The 19,534-nt window shown below is 60.0% G+C and carries 19 protein-coding genes; 6 read left to right on the top strand and 13 right to left on the bottom strand.

Translation table 11 applies throughout. The features are described 5' to 3' along the window. Positions 1 to 408: 408 nt before the first annotated feature. From AC3IR3_RS01020 to AC3IR3_RS01005, 4 genes are all read right to left on the bottom strand, one after another. Positions 409 to 1,542, bottom strand: coding sequence for an IS481 family transposase (locus AC3IR3_RS01020; protein WP_489195211.1), 1,134 nt, complete (start codon positions 1,540 to 1,542; stop codon positions 409 to 411). Positions 1,543 to 1,686: 144 nt separating this feature from the next. Then, on the bottom strand, positions 1,687 to 1,959 hold the full coding sequence (locus AC3IR3_RS01015) for a hypothetical protein (RefSeq protein ID WP_489195210.1): 273 nt from the start codon (positions 1,957 to 1,959) through the stop codon (positions 1,687 to 1,689). Positions 1,960 to 2,519: 560 nt separating this feature from the next. Beyond that, positions 2,520 to 3,152, bottom strand: a complete 633-nt coding sequence (locus AC3IR3_RS01010) for a Vgb family protein (RefSeq protein ID WP_489195209.1) — start codon at positions 3,150 to 3,152, stop codon at positions 2,520 to 2,522. Between the two features lie 9 nt (positions 3,153 to 3,161). Further along, positions 3,162 to 4,382, bottom strand: a complete 1,221-nt coding sequence (locus AC3IR3_RS01005; RefSeq protein ID WP_489195208.1) for a helix-turn-helix domain-containing protein — start codon at positions 4,380 to 4,382, stop codon at positions 3,162 to 3,164. A 92-nt stretch (positions 4,383 to 4,474) separates the two neighbouring features. On the opposite strand from AC3IR3_RS01005, the gene AC3IR3_RS01000 reads away from it, so the two are divergent. Both AC3IR3_RS01000 and AC3IR3_RS00995 read left to right on the top strand, forming a co-directional pair. Then, positions 4,475 to 5,239, top strand: a complete 765-nt coding sequence (locus tag AC3IR3_RS01000; protein ID WP_489195207.1) for a DUF899 domain-containing protein — start codon at positions 4,475 to 4,477, stop codon at positions 5,237 to 5,239. 9 nt (positions 5,240 to 5,248) lie between these two features. Continuing rightward, positions 5,249 to 6,046: a DUF2182 domain-containing protein gene (locus AC3IR3_RS00995; protein ID WP_489195206.1), complete on the top strand. Its 798-nt coding sequence runs from the start codon at positions 5,249 to 5,251 to the stop codon at positions 6,044 to 6,046. Between the two features lie 29 nt (positions 6,047 to 6,075). Here the strand turns inward: AC3IR3_RS00995 and AC3IR3_RS00990 are convergent, their stop codons facing one another. After that, on the bottom strand, positions 6,076 to 6,480 hold the full coding sequence (locus AC3IR3_RS00990; RefSeq protein WP_489195205.1) for a RidA family protein: 405 nt from the start codon (positions 6,478 to 6,480) through the stop codon (positions 6,076 to 6,078). Between the two features lie 143 nt (positions 6,481 to 6,623). On the opposite strand from AC3IR3_RS00990, the gene AC3IR3_RS00985 reads away from it, so the two are divergent. Next, positions 6,624 to 7,550 (top strand): LysR family transcriptional regulator, encoded by a 927-nt coding sequence (locus AC3IR3_RS00985; protein WP_489195204.1) that lies wholly within the window; start codon positions 6,624 to 6,626, stop codon positions 7,548 to 7,550. A 99-nt stretch (positions 7,551 to 7,649) separates the two neighbouring features. Here AC3IR3_RS00985 and AC3IR3_RS00980 read toward each other — a convergent pair whose 3' ends face one another. Then, on the bottom strand, positions 7,650 to 8,198 hold the full coding sequence (locus AC3IR3_RS00980; RefSeq protein ID WP_489195203.1) for a TetR family transcriptional regulator: 549 nt from the start codon (positions 8,196 to 8,198) through the stop codon (positions 7,650 to 7,652). 153 nt (positions 8,199 to 8,351) lie between these two features. Between AC3IR3_RS00980 and AC3IR3_RS00975 the strand changes: the two genes are divergently transcribed. After that, positions 8,352 to 9,203, top strand: a complete 852-nt coding sequence (locus tag AC3IR3_RS00975; RefSeq protein WP_489195202.1) for an oxidoreductase — start codon at positions 8,352 to 8,354, stop codon at positions 9,201 to 9,203. A gap of 66 nt (positions 9,204 to 9,269) precedes the next feature. On the opposite strand, the gene AC3IR3_RS00970 is transcribed toward AC3IR3_RS00975, so the two are convergent. After that, positions 9,270 to 9,713, bottom strand: a complete 444-nt coding sequence (locus tag AC3IR3_RS00970) for a hypothetical protein (protein ID WP_489195201.1) — start codon at positions 9,711 to 9,713, stop codon at positions 9,270 to 9,272. A 161-nt stretch (positions 9,714 to 9,874) separates the two neighbouring features. Further along, positions 9,875 to 10,282, bottom strand: coding sequence for a hypothetical protein (locus tag AC3IR3_RS00965; RefSeq protein WP_489195200.1), 408 nt, complete (start codon positions 10,280 to 10,282; stop codon positions 9,875 to 9,877). A gap of 373 nt (positions 10,283 to 10,655) precedes the next feature. On the opposite strand from AC3IR3_RS00965, the gene AC3IR3_RS00960 reads away from it, so the two are divergent. Beyond that, the gene (locus tag AC3IR3_RS00960) at positions 10,656 to 10,832 is read left to right on the top strand and encodes an integrase core domain-containing protein (protein WP_489225043.1); all 177 of its coding nucleotides are present in this window, start codon (positions 10,656 to 10,658) and stop codon (positions 10,830 to 10,832) included. A gap of 108 nt (positions 10,833 to 10,940) precedes the next feature. Here AC3IR3_RS00960 and AC3IR3_RS00955 read toward each other — a convergent pair whose 3' ends face one another. From AC3IR3_RS00955 to AC3IR3_RS00935, 5 genes are all read right to left on the bottom strand, one after another. Next, the gene (locus AC3IR3_RS00955; RefSeq protein ID WP_489195199.1) at positions 10,941 to 11,168 is read right to left on the bottom strand and encodes a hypothetical protein; all 228 of its coding nucleotides are present in this window, start codon (positions 11,166 to 11,168) and stop codon (positions 10,941 to 10,943) included. Then, a complete protein-coding gene (locus AC3IR3_RS00950; protein ID WP_489196993.1) occupies positions 11,165 to 11,788 on the bottom strand; it encodes an RHS repeat-associated core domain-containing protein in 624 nt (207 codons plus the stop codon). The genes AC3IR3_RS00955 and AC3IR3_RS00950 overlap by 4 nt, the downstream gene beginning before the upstream one ends. A 366-nt stretch (positions 11,789 to 12,154) precedes the next feature. Then, a complete protein-coding gene (locus tag AC3IR3_RS00945; RefSeq protein WP_489195198.1) occupies positions 12,155 to 12,439 on the bottom strand; it encodes a hypothetical protein in 285 nt (94 codons plus the stop codon). A gap of 38 nt (positions 12,440 to 12,477) precedes the next feature. After that, entirely contained in the window at positions 12,478 to 15,297 is a 2,820-nt protein-coding gene (locus AC3IR3_RS00940) for an RHS repeat-associated core domain-containing protein (protein WP_489195197.1), read from the bottom strand. A gap of 4 nt (positions 15,298 to 15,301) precedes the next feature. Next, entirely contained in the window at positions 15,302 to 16,894 is a 1,593-nt protein-coding gene (locus tag AC3IR3_RS00935) for a DUF6531 domain-containing protein (protein ID WP_489195196.1), read from the bottom strand. A 518-nt stretch (positions 16,895 to 17,412) separates the two neighbouring features. Between AC3IR3_RS00935 and AC3IR3_RS00930 the strand changes: the two genes are divergently transcribed. Continuing rightward, positions 17,413 to 19,401, top strand: a complete 1,989-nt coding sequence (locus AC3IR3_RS00930) for a CocE/NonD family hydrolase (protein WP_489195195.1) — start codon at positions 17,413 to 17,415, stop codon at positions 19,399 to 19,401. The last annotated feature ends 133 nt before the right edge of the window (positions 19,402 to 19,534 follow it).

Here is a 19,534-nt window from a genome sequence, read left to right as displayed (position 1 = left end):
GGGTCGGAGAGCATCATCTCATTGCCCGGCGCCGAAGCCACCCGAAGAGGGCTAGCAGATGGACTTATGCAGATTGGTTTATTGGCCGGAAGATGTCGCTCCCAAAATCGAAGCCATGGATGGTTATCTTTTCTTCGACAGATGAAGCACAGTCCTGGATGAATATCGTTCTGTTGGATGAATTCATACCTATGTCCCCGGTCTGTACACATACGCCGGGGTGACGGTGAGGGGGTGGCGGCGGTCCGCGGGTCTTGTGTAGGAGGGCGATTGAGCGCGATGTCTTCGAGAGTGCGGGAAGTGCTGAACCACCGTTCTCGCGATAACCCACTGCACCGCACTGGCTTCCTGCCTGCGTGTATGGACCGGAGACATGGTTAACAGATGTGCCAGGACATGGTGGACACTTTATCGCGGTCGTCGCAGGTCGACGACATCGAGCCAGTGGTGAGCAAAATAGAGGTCATACACACCGTCCTGATCGGGCCGGGGCCGGGCGGCGATGAGCTGACCTTTGAGCGCTGTCGAGACCACGAGCGGCCGCGTGAGTAGTTTGATCCGGCCGCGTTGATCGACCCCGATGACGATGTCGTCGGGGCCGTACTCGGTAATCTGATCGAGCCGTTCGGGGAAGGGGCGTGGGCTGAGGCGATAGCGTGTCACCGGCGGTACCATGCCGATGGCCTGATGCGGGCGCACGTGGTTGTAAATCTCGCGCCAGTGCGCGAAGGCCCGCTCCACCTCGGTCAGATTCAGGAAGTGGCGGCCACGCAGCAGCTCGATGTCCAAGCTTCGATGGAAGCGTTCGTCCTTGCCGTTGGTTTGCGGATGAAACGGACGGCTGAAGCTCAGGTGGATGCCAAGGCGGACCAACCATACGCCGAGCGTGGACAAGTGCCGGGAGGGGCCGTTGCCCATGCCCCACGGGGTGCCGTTATCCATGTTCATGCGCCGCGGCAGGCCGTAGCGGCGGAAGGCCTCGGTGAGCCAGTGCTGCACGGTGGCGCCGGTCATGTCGGCGTTATGGCCCAGGATCAGGTTAAAGCGGGAATGATCGTCGAGCACGGTCAACGGATCGCACCGACCGCGGCCGACACGGAGGGGGCCTTTGAAGTCCATCTGCCACAGGTCGTTCGGCTCGGCATGCTCGAAGCGCTGCCAGGGATGCACGGCCGGCTCGGTGGGCGACCACAGCAGGCCATGGCGCCGAAGGATGTGGGTGATCGTGCTCGGTGCCGGAGGCGCCAGGCCCTCGCGCTGAAGCAACACAAACAGCTTGCGGCCACCCCAGTGGGGGAACTGTCGGCGCAGGGCGACCACGCGCTCTTCGAGCGACTGAGCCGTGCGCGTTGGGGTGCGATGGGGACGCCGCGAGCGGTCGGCCAGGGGCTCGTGCGCCTGATCGCGGCCTAGCCATTTGTACGCGGTGGTTCGGCTGACGCCGAACCGGCGGGCCAGCTCAGTGATCGACTGACCGGGCTGCTTGGCCACCGCGACAAGCTCAGTACGAAGTGACATGGATGAGGTTTCCTTCCAGGGCATGGGCTGGGCCTCGAGTCGCCACAACTTGGCGGTCGAGGTGTAAACCATGTCCTGGCACATCTGTTAACCATCTCTCCGGTCCATACACCTGCGCAGGAATGACGGTGAGGGGGAGTGGATGCCTTCGATTCTTTATCGCCCGGGTCAGGCGGCTTGGGCCTGAGTGTCGGCGACATGACCTTTCTCGCGCCAGATCGCCACGACGAGCTCTGCCGCTTCGTCGACCAACCGCCGCACCGACGATAGCGCCTGCGACAGCGCGGTCGCATAGAAATCAGCGTGGGTCGAAAGCGCAAGCAGACTCAGGATCGACGTCGAGGCAGTAAGTCGCATCTGTGCCGCATCGTGCAACTCGTCCACGGAAAGGGCGAGGTCGCCGCGACACACGGGACAGGAAGAAATGAGGGAAGAGGACATACACGGCTCCATGTGACCGATGAGCCGCCACCCGTATTGCACGGGGTGGCGGACGTGTCGGGGTAGAAAACCGGTCACCAAACCAAACCCGGCCAAGCCGAAGCCTGCCCGACACGCCCGCCGTAAACACGCGGAAGTGAACGCAGGCAACGTGAGTTGACCTGCGTAGTTCAATGAATCGGGTTTCTACGCCCGGCCATCGAAGGAGTCGACGGCCCGGCAAGCATCGCAACCCCTCACCCACGCATCCATCCGATTATTCCGAAAAACGCGTGCGATTTATTGAGAGCAAAAAACTGCCGCTCTTCGCTACAACAAACCCCACCGTCCGGAAGAGCCTGCCGCCACCCTCGTCGCGACCGGTAGGAGCGCGCGTGAATCTGGAAGGACGAGGCAGTGATTGCGCGACGTGGGTAGCGGCAGGCTCTGTGCCGGGCGTTCCGATGTATGTCACCGCGAAGAGCTGATCGTGCGTCATCGCGACAACCTGATGCACCGCACTGGGTCCCTGCCTGCGCAGGGACGACGGTGGGGGGGTATCGAAGCTCGGCCGCAGCGCCTCACCCAGGTCGGCGGACGCTTCTCACTTTCCCGCTGCCCCCGCCGCCGCAGAAGAACTGATCTCCGCCATCGGACTCAAGCCCCGATACGCCTGTGCCAGGCGGCATGTCGAGTGTCTCCAGAACCTCGCCCGTGAGAGGGTCGATTCGCCTCAAGTCGCTTTCGTCACCTTCCCACGTGCCGTGCCAGAGCTCTCCGTCGACCCAGGTGACCCCGGTAACGAAGCGGCTGGAATCGATGGAACGAAGAATCCTCCCTGTCTCGGGATCGACCTGATGGATTTTCCGCTCCCGATATTCCCCTACCCAGAGCGACCCTTCGGCCCATGCCAGCCCCGAGTCGCCACCACCACCGGGTGCGGGGATCGTAGCGAGCACCTGGCCGGTATCCGGGTCGATCTTCTGGATGCGATCTTCGGCGATCTGAAAAATATGCTGGCCGTCGAAGGCCGTACCCGCATGCGCGGCGACATCGATCGAGCGCAGCGTCTTACCGCTCGCCGGGTCGAAAGCGTTCAATGTATCCCCGGCGGCAAGCCAGACTTGCTTGCCGTCATAGGTGATCCCGTGCACACGGTCGACACCCGGAAAGGGCCCATATTCGCGGAGGATCTTGGCTGTCGATCGTTTCATGTTCCCATCCTAGTCCCCCGGTAATGGCGCGGGGAGTAACAAGGTCGTCGCGAATCCCGGCACCGGCGGAGTCATCCAGCGACGCGCCCGCCCGTGACCGAACGACTGCACCTTACCTGCGACCGCAAGCGAGTCGAGTGCCCGCTGCACGGTGCGCTGGCTGGTTCCAAGCGCAAGCGCCAGGGCCGAGCTCGACCACGACTCGCCATCGGCCAGGAAGGCGAGCACCGCCGCATGTTTCTCTTCGACCGGACGCAGCAGAACGACGACCTCGCGTGCGCGATGGGGCACCAGTGCGAACCCACGCTTGGTCGCGCTCACGTCGGCCAGCGCGCCAAGCATCGCGCGAAGGCGCCCCACCTCGACGCGCAGCCGCGCGCGATGCGATTCGTCGGCGCGTTTTGCCCGGAACACCCGTGCGACAAGCGCGTCCCTCGACACGTCTCCCGGCCACGCTTCGCCCAGCACGCGTGCAAGCGCGAACAATATCGGGCGTCGTGCCAGAGGGATCACCGTGCGTGCGTCGCGCACGACATGACGGCATGCGTCCACGACAAGCGCCTTCGACGCCAATAGCACCTCAACGTCCTCGAGCAGAAGGAGGCGCTCCTCGCCACGAGCCATCAGGCGAGCAGACGGCGTGTTCAGAACGAGGGATGCGCTTTCGATCTCGGACGACAGTGCGGGAATACCCGCCTGGCGTGCGGCACGCGCGGCCCGGACCAGCGCCGCGCGCGCCGCCTTCGTCCGGAGGCGGCGCATCGCGAGCCCCGCGACGAGCAGTTCGCGGGCGGCTTGCGATGCGGGCGGCAGATGCGCGGGATCGCACTCGGCAAGCTTGCGCTCGGCCTCGTCGAGGTGACCGATAAGAAGCAGGCGCCGGACGTCGAGATAACGCGCATGCGCGGCGTTCACCCGGTCGCCATGCGCCTCGAGCGTCGCCCGTGCCGCATCGAGCGCCTTCGCAGGCCAGCCCAGGTCGCGCGAAACGAGCGCGATCTCGGCTTCGGCGACGACACATCGCGCGCGGGCTACGGCTTCTTTGGAACCGAAGGCGCGCGCCGCACTGCGCATGAGCGCCTTCGCCCGAACGAAATCGCCGAGCTGGGCCATCGCGATGCCCCGAAGCGCCATCGCAGGCGCATCGTCGCGCAAGGCGACGCGATTCAGTGCGCCGAAGGGATCACCCGCGGCGAGCGCGCGTGCCGCGGCCGTGATCAGCGAGTCCATCTGAATCCCGCCACACTTGTCACTCCCACCGTTCGGGTCCCCGGTTCCAGTCTATCTCACGACCACCAACCCACAGGTCTGGAGAGAAGACGATGACGACACACACGACCGGAACTCGCGAAGAATGGCTGGCAGCGCGTATCGATCTGCTTCGGGCCGAAAAGGAACATACGCGGCACGGCGACGAGATGGCGCGGCGGCGGCAGGAACTGCCGTGGGTTCGGATCGACAAGGACTACCGATTCGAGACTTACGAAGGAAGCGTTTCGCTGGCGGACCTCTTCAGAGGATGCTCGCAGCTTCTCGTCTATCACTTCATGTTCGGGCCCGACTACACGGCGGGGTGCCCGTCCTGCTCGTCGATCGCGGACGGCCTTAACGGCGTTGCCGTTCACCTGGCGAACCACGACGTCATGGTGTCGGCGGTGTCGCGGGCGCCACTCGCGAAGTTGCAGGCGTACAAGCAGCGGATGGGATGGACGTTTCCGTGGGCGTCCTCGCTTGGCAGCGACTTCAACTTCGACTTCAATATCTCGTTTACCGAGGAGCAAGATCGCGAAGGCACTGTCGAATACAACTACCAGCGCGGTGGCCATGCCATGGACGCGAAAACCGCTCCGGAGCCCGTCGTCCGGTTGGCGGCCAGCTGCGGAACCGACGCACCCACATACGCGCGCGACAGGCCGGGCTTAAGCGCCTTTGTTCTCGAGGACGGCGTCATCTATCACACGTATTCCACCTATGCGCGCGGCGTGGATGGTTTCTGGGGCATGTATCAGTGGCTCGACCGCGCACCCAAGGGACGTAACGAAACAGGCATCTGGTGGCGCCGCCACGACGAATACGACAAGGCCTGAGCGGAAGCCATGGCTTCCGAACGAGCTTCGCGGCAAGCGTTCTTTGGCGCCTCGGCACTGCTTTTCGCTGCAAGCGCAGCGATAACGATCGGCTGCTGCGCGTCCATGTCGACGGCAGGCGAGATGCCGATGCCCGGCGGCTGGACGATGTCGATGGCGTGGATGCGGATGTGCGGACAGACGTGGCCCGGCGTCGCGACATCGTTCCTCGGCATGTGGATCGCAATGATGGCGGCGATGATGCTGCCATCCCTGGTGCCAGGGTTGTGGCGCTATCGACAGGCCGTCGGCAGCGCGGGCGTGGCGCATCCGGGCCGACTGACCGTGCTGGTGGGCATGGGGTATTTCTCCGTGTGGACTGCGTTCGGCATCGCCGCATTCGTGCTGGGCGTCGCGCTGGCAGCGCTCGAGATGCGGCTGCCGGCACTCGCGCGCGCCGTTCCGATCGCGGTCGGCGTGGTTGTCCTGATCGCCGGCGCGTTTCAGTTCACCGCATGGAAGGCACATCACCTCGCCTGCTGTCGCGAATTCCCCGAGACACGATCGTCGGTACCGGCGGATGCCGTCACGGCGTTGCGATGCGGTCTGCACCTCGGCCTTCACTGCGGTTACTGCTGCGCTGGCCTGACGGCAATCCTTCTCGTCATCGGAGTCATGGACCTGCGCGCCATGGCCGTCCTGACGGCCGCCATTACCGTCGAACGCCTTGCACCGGCACCCGCAGGCGCGCATGTCGCGCGAGCCATCGGGGCCGTCGGCGGCGGCGTGGGGTTACTTCTGATCGCGCTGGCTGCCGGGCCTGCGTGACGCATCCGCATCGAATGCGGTTTAGCAGGTCAGCTCCCGGTAGCCTCGGGCAGCCTGGCAATCACCTTGATCTCGAACTGGAAACCATAGAGCCACGTGACGCCGACGGCGGTTAACGTTGGATGCGGCGCGTTACCCCAGAACTCCGGTACAACCTTCCAGATCGTTTCGAACGTCGATTCGGGATCGACGATGAAGACGGTTATGTCGATCGCGTCGTCGAATGTGCAACCGGCAGCTATCAGGATCGCGTTCAGATGATTGAACGCGAGCCTGACCTGAGCCTCCAGGTCCGGCTCGGGCGAGCCGTCTTCGTTGCTACCGACTTGCCCCGAAACGAACAAAAAGCCATTGGACCGGATCGCTGGCGAATAGCGATTGCGCTCATAAAGCGCCTGACGTCCGGGCGGAAAAACAACATCGCGCTTTGCCATGCATTGCCTCCATCAACGGGTCGAAGTCGACCCGGAATTAACGATGAGGGGACTCTAAGGGCTTGTACTTGAGCGATAAACGAGCAACCGTAGCTATCACTGTTTGTAAAATCCAAACAATCCGACCGGTAGCTGGGGCAGAAATGGACCGTTTCGATGCGATGCAGGCATTTGTTCGGGTGGTGGAAGCAGGCAGCTTCACCAAGGCGGCCGAAACACTGCACATGAGCAAGACCAGCGTGACGCAACTGGTGCAGCAGCTGGAGGCACGGTTGCGCGTCAAATTGCTCAACCGCACGACGCGCAAGCTCAACGTAACCGCCGACGGCGCCGTCTATTACGAGCGCGCGGTACGGTTGCTGGCCGACCTGGACGATGCCGAAACCAGCCTGTCCGGTGCATCGGTGCTGCCCAGGGGCCGGCTGCGAGTGGATGTGCCCAGCCCGCTGGCCAGCATGATCCTGGTGCCGGCACTGCCTGCGTTCCACGCTCGATACCCCGACATCCAGATCGACATGGGCGTAAGCGATCGTATCGTCGATGTGATCGGTGAAAATGTAGATTGCGTTGTGCGTGGCGGCGAGCTAACCGATCAGTCTCTGATGGCACGACGGGTAGGCGACCTCCAGCTTGGCGTTTATGCCGCGCCGAGTTACCTGGAAAGCATCGGTACGCCCTCGCATCCACGGGAGCTGGAAGATTCGCATCATCGTATCGTCGGTTTCCTGTGGGCGCGCGCAGGCAAAGCGCTGCCCTATGCCATGCATAGCAACAGTGAGAGCGTCCATATCCACGGTCGCTACGTGTTGGCGGTCGACGATGGCAACGCCTACCTCGCGGCCGGACTGGCCGGACTGGGAGTTCTCTGGCTTCCGGACTACATGGCCAAAGCCCATCAGGCGCACGGCGAGTTGGTGCGCTTGTTCGACGACTGGCGACTCGATCCGATGCCGTTATACGTGGCATTTCCGCCAAACCGGCATATCAGCATCAAGCTGCGCGTGTTTATCGATTGGGTCGTTGAGCTGATGGCGCAGCATGCGCCTGTCGCAGATCGGCATGGTTCGTGACGACGAAAACCGCACCGGGGTGAAACAGGCAACGCCCTCTCCATCCCGGTTTTCCGCTAGAGGCCAACGCACTCAAGCTTCCGACCCCCGAATTGATTGTCAGGAGATCAATCGCGCCACAGCATCGGCGATCGATTGCCGGAATACGTCCGTGGGAATCGTGCCGCTCTCGGCTTCCGGCGAACCCGGCGCGCCAAGGCGGGTAAGCGCGATGATCAACATCAATACGATCTCGGGCGCCACGCGTTTGGTTACCGCACCGGCGACCTGTGCCTCGCGAATGGCTTCGATCTTGTGGGTCGTGGAAGCCATGGCCGATTCCGGTAGCGCCTTGCCTTCAAGCGCGTACCAGGCCGCCAGCCGAAGCGCTTCCGGGTGCGCCTGGAAACGATCGAACAGACGCACGGCGTAGCCCGGCAGATCAAACGCGTCGATCGGCACACTTTCCAGGAAATCGACCGCCATCGCGTCCAGCACGGCGTCGCATAGGGATTCCTTGCTTCCGAAGTAGGCGTAGATCGCTTGCTTGTTGCACTGGGCGGCGGCCGCGATGCGTTCCACCCGCGCGCCGGCAATGCCATAGGCGGCGAATTCGGCGGCGGCGGCTACCAGCAGCCGTTTACGAGTGTCTTCGGAGTTTCTGATCATGGGTGGAATTTTAACCAACCAACCGGTTGGTTGACAACGAGCATGGCTGGATTTAGATTAAACCAACTGGTTGGTTTAATAATTGACTGCCCACCGAATCTACGTAAGGGACGTATCCCTCTTCCCGAAACCAGACGCCACAGGATCCTTCCCATGAACACTCCGTTGAACCAAAGAACCGCGCTGGTAACCGGCGCATCCTCAGGCATAGGCGAGGCAACGGCGCTGCGCCTGGCCTCGATGGGTATCGCGACTTATGCGGCCGCCCGCCGGGTGGAACGAATGCGGCACTTGCAGGACAAGGGTATCCACGTGCTCCCGCTGGACGTGACCGATGCGGAGTCCATCGAACGCTGTGTCGCTGAAATCGAAGCACGCCATGGCGGTATCGACATCCTGGTCAACAACGCCGGTTACGGCTCCTACGGGTCGGTCGAAGAAGTACCGCTAGACGAGGCCCGTCGCCAGATGGAGGTCAATCTGTTCGGCCTGGCTGCGCTGACTCAACGCGCGATCCCGCACATGCGCAAGCAGCGCTGGGGCAAGATCGTCAATGTCACCTCGATCGGCGGTGTGCAAGCCGCTCCTTATGGCGGCTGGTACCACGCCACCAAGTTCGCGGTGGAGGGTTTGTCTTCATCGTTGCGCCAGGAATTGAGTCCTTTCGATGTGGACGTGATCTTGATCCGCCCTGGTGCGATCAAGACGGAATGGAGCGGCATCGCAGCCGAGAGCTTGTTGAACGTGTCCGGCAACGGACCCTATGAACCGGCCGTGCGTTCTCTCTATAAGCTGTTCACCGGTCCGAATCTGGAAAAGATGGCCAGCGATCCATCGGTCATTGCCGATACGATCGAGCAAGCGATCACCGCGCGCCGACCGAAGAGCGCCTACACCGCCCCTCGCATGGCCCGGATCATGGTTGGGCTGGGCAAGCTAATGGGTAGCGACCGCCTGCGCGATCGCTCCGCCCGCGCCTTCATGAAATTGCCCGGGAAGATGTAAGGCAGTGCCGACCCAGAAACCGGGACGGAGGTGAAACAGGCCACGCCATCTCCGCCCCGGTAACGGCTATACCCACGCGATGAATGGCGCGACAGCCTCCTGCTCCGTTATGTGCGTCGCTTCGTCCACGACGCTTTCCGGGACCCATAGCGGAAAGGGAATCTCGCGATTCACGTGCTTTCCCGATGGCGTGTGTTCCTGATGAACCCGAGCAATCCGATCGGGCACGAAGTGTTCCGCCGCACGAACGAGCGACGGCCACAGGCGCCGGTGCACCATCGTCAACTTGCCGTCGACCAACCGACAGACCAATACCTGATCGGACTCGGCCACGGCACTGAGGATGGCGAAGATACGGCGACCTTCGGGATGCGCCCACCAGCTACCTCGAATCGACTCCCCCACGATGGCCTCGGTAAGACGAGGCGCACTGCCCTTCGCCGAGACGAGCACAACGCCATGCTCTCGTACGAACGTCAGGGCGTCTTCCGTGCGGGTGATCCGGTTCATAGGTTCGACTACATAACATACCGACCCACTGGGCTGAAAATCGGGAGCGGGGGAAGGCGAGCTTCACCACCCATCCCGGTTTCGGTTCCGCACGGACTTTTACCAGGTTAAGGCACTAACAGTCATTGAGCTGGAAAACGTCCCTGATGTGGCGGCCGGAATTAGTCTGTGGCAGCGTGATATACCCGATCACATAGTTCTCGATCACCCCCTTCGCACTGCTTCGCAATACTAGCGATTACTGCCAGACGATCTGCGGGAACGGTGTCGTCGATATGACGAATGACGAATGCAATGAACAGAGGATCTGACTTCTTAAGTGCACGAAGAGACGCCATAGCACTAGGGTCTGTCGCAATCACCCGCCCGACCCTCTCACTGTAACCTTCGGCGATAGCGCCATCATCACATCCAGCGAAATGCCGATACGCAGAGCGGAGACTCGACAAAGAAGGCAACGACGAGGCTTGCTGTTCCGCCGCAATAGCCATCGCCTGATCGCACTTTTTTGCCGCTTGAGCCACTGGGACGATCAGGATCATACAGGCAAGTACGAGTTGTACTTTCATCTTAGTGCTCCACAGTAAGCGTAGTAATCGGGTCACCCCGATGCTCAAGATCGCCCATTAACGCAGTTGCTGCATCGGTAGTTCGAATACATCCATTGGTCGCAAAATTGACGCCAGATCGACCCGCGCGATCGGTACTATTGGCACGCCCAGAATGGACGCCACACCCAACGCAACCTGGTACGTTGAATACGAGATTGCCATTGGAGCCGTCGCACGATAACGAAAATGAGTTCTGCGACAAAGCAATACTGACCTAGGCACTGGTATGTGGCGTCACGCTACGACTAATGCCAGGAAAATCCAACCAGAACGCCTACTGTCGAGTCCTTCAATGGCCGCCTTCGGGATGAGTGCCCTATGAGCATGTTGCATCAGCCTTTCTCACGCTCGGGCTGTCATCGAGGCGTGGCGACTCGAATACAACGGCGAGCGCCCCAAGCGAGCGCTTGGCGGACTAACGCCATCGACCTATTTCCGACCAGTGGCTGCTGAAACGATTACGATTACTGTCAGACTCCGAAGCGAAGCGCTACTAAAAACGGGTTGAAATCGCGGCGCTATCGTCTTGCACGCGAAAGCACTTAAGAAAGCACAGAAAATACAATGGCCGAGAAGCTTATCAGCCCGTCCGGTGAGGTTAACTGTATTAATGACTTCAATGTGGAGGGCGGCGTTGCCTCATCCAATTCAAGTGCAATACAAAACCGACCACGTTCAAAGCGAAAGCAGCGACGAAAGTAATCACACCAAGGCTAGAAAATCCCGCGAGGAAAACGCCAAATGCGATAAAAGCGAGAAGAACCCCAAGGACTCCAAACCGGAAGCCCTTGAAGCGCGGCTGGTTCAATATTTCTTTCAGATCGAACTTATATTCCGGCGTCATCGGCAACTCTTTTCCGTTTTGGGCTCTGGCTCGCGCGCGCAGAGGAATTGAGTATGGCAAACAAAAGCACCTAAATAAGTCCCACCCCCTATGCCAAAGATACCTCTACTAGCCGAAACCTGACCAGTCGCCCCATCGATCTCAACTCCGGCCCCAGCAGTAAGACCACTCCCGACATCAGCAGTGATCAAAGCAGTCGTCTGGGGCCCGGAGCTAAGGGCACCGGTACCTAGGCCTCCAGCGACGGAAACGTTGGCGGCAACTCCTACTCCAGTAGCCGCCATTGCACAGAGTTTGGTGTAAAAACACATATTGGGTGTCGAATCGACAGCGATACCAAATTCGCTCTGCTCGCCCAGAAGTGCGCCGACGGCAGTTTCATTGAGACCAATAGACCCATTCGCAACAGCTGGTGCGCCCTTACCCCATCCGCACCACGAAGCGTCGATCCTACAATAGGTATCATCAAGCCCCAGGGGATCGATTTTTCGGAACGGATTTCCGGAAACGTAGCCGTAGGTACTGGGGCCGGCCAGCATCCCTATGGGATCACTCTGATGATAACGCCCTGTCGATGCCTCATAGTTGCGATTGAGGTTGTAGCTCTGCCCTGACTCGATGTCGTAGTACTGCCCCGGATTTTTTGATTGGGCGAAGGGAAGGGGCTATTACCCTAAATTTGCGAAAGATGACAATCCGACAGTCGGGCAGATTGTCTACGGCACGCGCGAAAAGCGTGCGCGGCGCAAGCACGGGTTCAAGGCGTTTCCGATAAACGATATACAGCGTCGCACGAGCCGCCCATGGGCGCCCCCTGAGTGACCGATGCGATACCGCCAAGCATGACAGCAATTGTCGTCGCGGCGATGTAGCTCTCCCCCAACACCGCAAGCGGTGCGAGGAAGAGCAGCGTGGCGATTTCCAACCCTGCGCACGTGAGGTCGAGTTTGCGACTGCTACTCAAGGAGACGACGCACTAATCGAGCTCAGGCAAGCTTTGGCCAGACCACGCCAATGACGCTCACCAAAATGAGGCACGCGATCCACATTATCCCTATGGATCTCCACATGGCTCCTCGGAGCGCCAGCCCTTCGTTGGTCAGCAAGCGGTCGATGAAAAAAGCATTGAGGGGGTTCCCCATGGTCAGTTGCTCGTATTCAGTGCTTCCCTTGGAAGCATATTTGTTACCGCCAGCAAGGAATCGAACCACGAAGAAAGACAGGCAAAGCAGCGTGGCCGCAATCGTGCCGAAAAGTAAGTAGCTGGTCATCGTTTCTGTCCCGAAAGCTGTCTCTCTAGTCAATCCTATTACCTTTGATCGGTTCCTTGTTGCTGCGCCGCACCCGCCGACGCCGCCTGATTCATGGCATTCCAGTAAAGCGAGGCTGCTGTATTGGCGGCATCGGAAACGCCGTAGGTCTGCGTCGTCGTCGTAGAGAAAGTACCGCCTCCGGGAATGCCAGCAGACCATCCTGCCGTCACCGAGCTGACCCCGCTGTCACCCGTACTGTACGTGCCCTGGACCGGCCCGACGGTGAGACTGGCGTCGTACGTGCGACCGGCAAGCCCCGAGGCAGGGCCATACAACACCCCGCCATAGACGCCACCCCCAGCGCTGAACCCTGCAGCGATGGTTTCGCTTGAGTAGACACCCACGTCGAATTTTTGTCCGCAGGTCAGGCCAGGGTTGAAGTAGAGACCCAGCGCACCGCCACCACCGCCAAGGAATGTTGCGCCGCCGTTGACACCTGCAAGGTAGGTATCCAGACCCAGCCTGTCTATCGCTGTCAGAGGCTTCGCAGTCACATACGAAAAAGTGCTCACGCCGCCAGCCAGGCCAATCGGGTCACTCTGGACGTACCGGCCTGTGGCCGCCTCATAATCCCTGTTGACGTTGTAGCTCAAGCCCGACTCGGCATCGAAGTACTGGCCGGGAAAACGAAGATTAAAAGTGTAGCCGCTGCTCGATACGGGCCGCTGCTCCCCAAACGGATTGCCCTGATAAGGCCACTGCCATTGCGTCACACCACTGGCATCACTGACAACTCGGGGCGTTCCCAGCCCATCCGCAACTACATAGTTCATTGTGCTGACGGTGCCAGTCGTGCCCACTACGGCCACAGGCAGATCAACCAACCAAATATAGTCGCGATTGTTCGTGCCATATTCGCCGATTAGCTGACTATTTTGATCGTACGCAAAGCGTTCATTGATGGTCTGCGGCAACGTGGCCGTCTTGGCAATGCGCTGACCCAAGACGTTATAGGTATAGGTTCCCACCGTGACGCCATTACGTTGTACCACCGTCAAACGGTTCCGGCCGTTGTAGCCGAAGCCAAAGGTTTCGCCACCAACCGCACTACCGGTGGTGTTGCCATTCGGATCGTAGGTATGCGCAGCATTGCCGATGGTGATTAGCCAGTGCGTGCTGCTCTGATAGCCATAGCTGCCGGTAGCCAGGCCGCCGCTCGTTTTACCCAGACGGTCGCCTGTCTTGCTATAGGTGTAAGCCTCAAGGGCCGCACCCGCCGAGTCGTTCACCGCACTGAGACGATACAGCGGATCGTAGGTGTAACTTTCGGCCGCCAGAGTAGCGCCAGCCGTCGCGCCCAATGCAATGATGTTACCCATGGCATCGCGTGCGAAATGCAGGCTAAACGCAGGACTGGTGAGATCGGTCAATTGGTAGTTTGCGTCGTAACTACGCGTGATGACCTGACCGTTGCCCAGCGTATAACTGACAATGGGACCGAATGGCAGGTAGCTGATCGCACTGACCACCGTTTGTCCTGCACCTCCTGACGGCGTCACCGAGACCCCACTGATCCTGCCGAGTCCATCGCGACTGTACTGCGTGATGGTCAAGCCCGGACTGGTGATGCCACTCAGGCGTCCAGCCAGGGTGTAGCTGTAGCTCGTGATGTCAGTTATCGCGCCCTGAATCTGTCGCTTTTGCGCGATATTGCCCTGAGCGTCATAGCAGAACACGGTCGTGACCGCCGCCTCGACGATCCGGGTCAGGCGACCCACAGGATACGAGTTGGCGCATCCCGTGGTGCCATTGGCCTCGTCGTAGGCATAGGTGACATTAAGCGCCGTGTCGGCATAACTCACCGAGGCCGCCCGATTAAGGGCATCGTAGGTAAACGTGCTGACGATGCCCTTGGCATCGGTTTGCTGTACCCGATTGCCTGCCGCATCGTACACGTAGCTCGTGGAACCGGTGTCCGGACTATGCAGCCCGGTCAGATTACCCAAACCATCGTGATCGTATACGGTGTTCAGACCATCGGGATCGCTAACACCTTCAAGATTGTCACTCGCGTCGTAGGAAGAAACAGCGTGTGCGTTCTGCGTCGCCGTATCGGTGCCGTTGTAGTTATCTATCGTACTAACCAGACGGTTCAGGGCATCGTAGCCTCGCTTGCGCTGCACGCCGGCCGCATCGGCGCTATGCGTCGGGTGACCCTCTGCGTCATAGCCGTCTGCCGTCTCGAAGGCAAGAATCGTCCGATTTAGTGCATCAACGACCGTTAGCAACTGGCCGAGACTATTGTAAGTGCGCGACACGGTTCGCCTCACCGCACCTGAAGTGTCAAGAGTCTCCTCTTTGGTCTTATTTCCCGCTGCGTCCAGGGTGTAATGAATATGGTTACCCGCGCCGTCGGTGATGTCAGTTACCCGACTCGCGCCATCGTAAGTGTATTTCGTCACAACGCCATCGGCGTCCTGACTTCGGGTGACGTTGCCGATAGCATCGTAGGCAAATGAGGTCGTCGTCGCACCACCATTCGCATCGCGTGTGGTCGTTGCAAGCCAGCCCTCGGACGTATACGTCATCGTCGTGACCACGCCGTTCGGGTCAACGATTCGGCCCGGATGCCCGTACATATCGTAGCCACCGTACGTTTCCACATGACCCAAGGCATCGGTGACCGTTGCCAATCGCCCTTGCCCGTCGTACGTGTACTTCGTCACATCCGCGACATCGGTTCTCGGACCATCAAGAGCCTCGATCAAACCATTCGCGTTATAGGCGACTGTCGAGACCCGGTCTGCGGCGGTCACTTGGGCACCTGCTGTCATCAGAGCCAGCACAAGGGATAACCAGCACAATCCCTTCTTCATGACATCACTCCTTGATCGAATGGACGTTGGTGGAAAGCAGCCGTCCCTTGGGATCGTACGAATACGTAATGATCCGATCGACGCTCGTCACGGTCGCTGGACGAAAGCTTTCGCCATCCCAAGTCGTGCTTGTAGTGCGAGCCTGACTCGAACCCTCAGCCTCGACTCGTCGCGTTTCACGTCCGAGCACATCGTAGGTGTACGAGGTTGCGTGCCCCAGCGCGTCTGTCTTTGTCGCGACCTGTCCATTCACGGTGTATGTATAACTAGAATTGGCCGCAGGGCATCCAGGTGCTGGCTCACCCTCAATGGCGGTAACACGCTTGACGCCATGCACGACGCTGTATCGATACACGACGGTATGGCCAAGCGCATTCATCACTGTGGCTGAGCCATCGTCGCCATAGACAATCGACATTTTGCCGACGCCACCGGCCAGCTCGTTCGAGAGTGCTCTGCCCCGCGAATCGTAAGTCCAGCTCGCTGAGCGGACACCTCTCTCGTCGATAAGACCGGTGATCTTATTGGGATTGGCCTCATCTTCGTACAGGTATGTACGCGTGGTGGTGTGCCCAGGCCAACTGCGCGTTACCGACGCAAGACGTGCCGATGCGTCGAACTGGTAGCTAACAACCAGATCGCCTGCGGTCATCTTCGACAGTCGGCCGCTAACATCGGCCATGAAAGTCAGCTTATGTCCACGTGAATCCGTCACCGTCGTTGTCGTGTTGTAGGCAGCGTCGGTTACGTAAACCAACGTCTGAGCCAGGCCGTTTGCGTTCTGCCACCTGATCAAGCGACCTCGGGGGTAATCGAAAGTCATTTTTTCATTAGTTGGAGCTGCGTAGGTCCACTGACCGCCCTGGTAGGTTGCCGTCCCCATTTCGCCTGGCTCAGCGGTGGCTACATTGTTCTCCAAGGCGAAGACGGCCTGCCGACCATCCGCGAAATTCATTGCAATGGAATGTGAATCCGCGGCAAGCAGCGCCGCATAACTATGGCTCCAAGCGCCTATCTCACTGTTATAGATACGACTAAAGCGGAGCTCACCATCCGTATCTTCGTAATCCACCTCCTCCTCGAATACGTTGCCTGTACCAACGTTGATCGGGTCGCCACAGGACACTACACCTACCACCGCAGGGTTACTTGGGTTGCCTAGTTCCTTATACGGCTGTTCCTGATCCGAGGTTTGGCAGGCACCGGAAACGGGGTTGTAGTACTGCCCGTCCTGGCAGTTGTTACCTTCTCGACTGATGTAGTAACCATTACTAGTCACTGAAGTCGAGGTGACATTGCCGTTGCTATCCAGGAAGGAAATTTTCGCGGAGGTATCGCACCCGTACACCAGTACTTTGGGCGGGTAGGATTGGAAAACCGCAGGAGGTTGATAGGGAAGAGGCGTGACCGGATTTTTTCCAGCTCGATTAGGGAATATGACAGATTGACTATAATCGTAGGCTGCGTGACACGCTTCATCGGCACTCGCGAAACGCGCCCCGTCCAACGGGGGAATGTTGGAGACGACATAGTAATAGTCATTGGCTGAAACAGAACCTGCGACCAACAGCAGTAATGAAAAAATCACGAGTCGCATATTGGCCCCTGGATATTTACTGTGCGATGGCATTGATTGCCCCTTATTCGCTCTCACGAATGAAAGGTGAAGCGGAATTGTCTGGACGCTAATACAGAGAGACGGGGCACATCTGTAGGTGATAACTGACAGTTGTGTAAGCGTTCCCCGGGCTTCATGGTTGCGTGACCGCGTTCACGTTCTGGCAGTAATTGTCGTCTACGCAGTTAGGTAGAGCGCAGCACAGAATGTGGTGTGGAGATAAGTAGTGGTTTAACCATCTCGGGGCGATTTACTACCACGAAGTCACCGCCCAGCCGCCGGAACCCACATCCAACGGGTAGCCGTGCCGAGACCGCCAAAAAATGCCTCGTCGTGGGAAACAACAACGATGGCACGGGGAACGTAGAACGCATATCCGGCGAAGGAGAACACCGCTCCGCCGGCACGCGCTTCATACGCACCGTGCCATTAGTCACGACATTTACCCCTCGGGAGCAATTTGCCAGACTGCGCCGATTACCCCAAAAGGCCACGCCATGCGCCCGCTGCGCCCTGCCCTGTCTTCCGTCGGAACCGCATTGTCGTTTGGCGCGGCAACGTTCCTTCTCGCACTGGTCCAGCCCGTCGCGGCGCAGGCCGTTCAGACGCCCGAACAGAAAGCCCTCGTCGCCAAGCGCAACGACATCGAGAAGCAGCTGGGGGACATCGCCGTCATCGATCGCAAGGTGATGGTGAAGATGCGCGACGGCAAGCGCATGGCGACGGACGTTTACCGTCCGAAGGACGCCACCGGAAAAGTCCCCGCGATCTTCGTTCGCACGCCGTACAACTTCAATTTCTGGGATGTAAAGATCGGCGCGCCGCGCGACATGAGCCGCGAACTGGCCGCCGTGAAACGTGGCTATGCGTACGTGGAAATGAACGAGCGCGGCCATTACTTCTCGGAAGGCAATTACGAGATCCTGGGCGCACCCGTCACCGACGGTACCGACGCGGTCCGCTGGATGACGTCGCAGCCGTGGTCGAACGGCAAGGTCGGCACCACGGGCTGCTCGTCGACCGCCGAGTGGCAACTGGCCGTGGTGGCCCAGGACGAACCGGGCCTGGCCGCGTTCAACGTGCAAGGCTTCGGTGCCGGTGTGGGTCGCGTCGGTCCCTACTACGAGCAAGGCAACTGGTATCGCGGCGGTGCCGTGCAGATGCTTTTCATCGACTGGCTGTACGGCGAGCAGAACCAGGTACGGCCCATGTTCCCGTCCAACGCATCGCAGGCGGATCTCATCCGCGCCTCGAAGGCCTTCGATCTCGATCCGGCCATGCCGCCGGTGGACTGGGACAAAGCGTTCTGGCACCTGCCCGTGAAAGACATCATGACGTCGATCGATGCGCCGAAAGGCATCTTCGCCGATGCAATGGACGTGCCCACCGGCGGCAATATGATCGCCCGCACACCCAACAGTCCGGCCTGGTACAAGGGCGGCCTGTGGCACGACAACATGCGGGTGAAGAAGCCGGGGCTGTGGTTCATGAGCTGGTTCGACGTATCCGTCTCGCCGAACCTGGCCGCTTATAACCACGTGCGCGCCACCGCACCCAAAGCCATCGCCGATCAGCAGTACGCCATCGTCGCGCCGGTACTGCACTGCGCGTACACGCGCGCCACCGAGCACACGATGATCGGCGACCTCGACGTGGGCGATGCCCGCTTCGATTACGACGGACTAGTCTACGGCTGGTTCGATCGTTTCCTGAAGGGCCAGGACAGCGACGTACTCGCGAAGCAGCCGAAGGTCATGTACTACGTGATGGGCGAGAACAAATGGCGCAACTCCCCCACTTGGCCGCCCGCGGGCGCGATCACGCGCGACCTGTTCTTTACCAGTGGCGGCAAAGCCAACACCCTCTACGGCGATGGCAAACTTGTCGCGGTCACCGGCGATACCGACCGTCCCGACACCTTCGTCTATGACCCGGCCAATCCCGTACCGACCTTCGGCGGTGGCGGCTGCTGCCAGGGCAACGCGGTAAAATTCGGCTCGTTCGACCAGACCTCGCAGGAAGCACGCAACGATGTGCTGGTCTACGACTCCGAACCCTTCAGCGAAGGCACCGAAGTCAGCGGCCCGATCACCGTGACGCTTTACGTATCGTCAAGCGCGAAGGACACCGACATCACCTTCAAGGTGATGGACGTCCATCCGGACGGCAAGGCGTTCAATCTCACCGAGAACATCCAGCGCATGCGTTACCGCGAAGGTTACGAGAAACCGCCCGTGTGGATGAAGGACGGCGAGGTCTACAAGGTGACCTTCCAACCCATCGACACGAGCAATTTCTTCTTCCCCGGTCACAAACTGCGAGTCGCCGTATCGAGCAGCAACTTCCCTCGTTTCGATCGCAATCTCAATACGGGCGGCAACAACTACGACGAGGCCAAAGGCGTCATCGCGCACAACGCGGTGCATCACGACACCGCGCATCCGTCGAAGATTACTTTTACCGTGGTTCCGCGTGCCCAACCGTAGACCCGTGCTACCACAAAAGACCTGCGCGCGAACCGCCGCCTTTCCCTCACCGTCACGCCGGGGTCCGCAGCAGCCACGTGGGGGCAAGCCCGAACGCTAAGGTTTCCGCTTGAAAACGACCATTGCTGTCGCG

This window comes from Luteibacter sp. GL_149 (genome assembly GCF_057834065.1).
The sequence above is the reverse complement of the archived record's forward strand: the minus strand, read 5'-3'. Positions and strand labels throughout refer to the sequence as shown.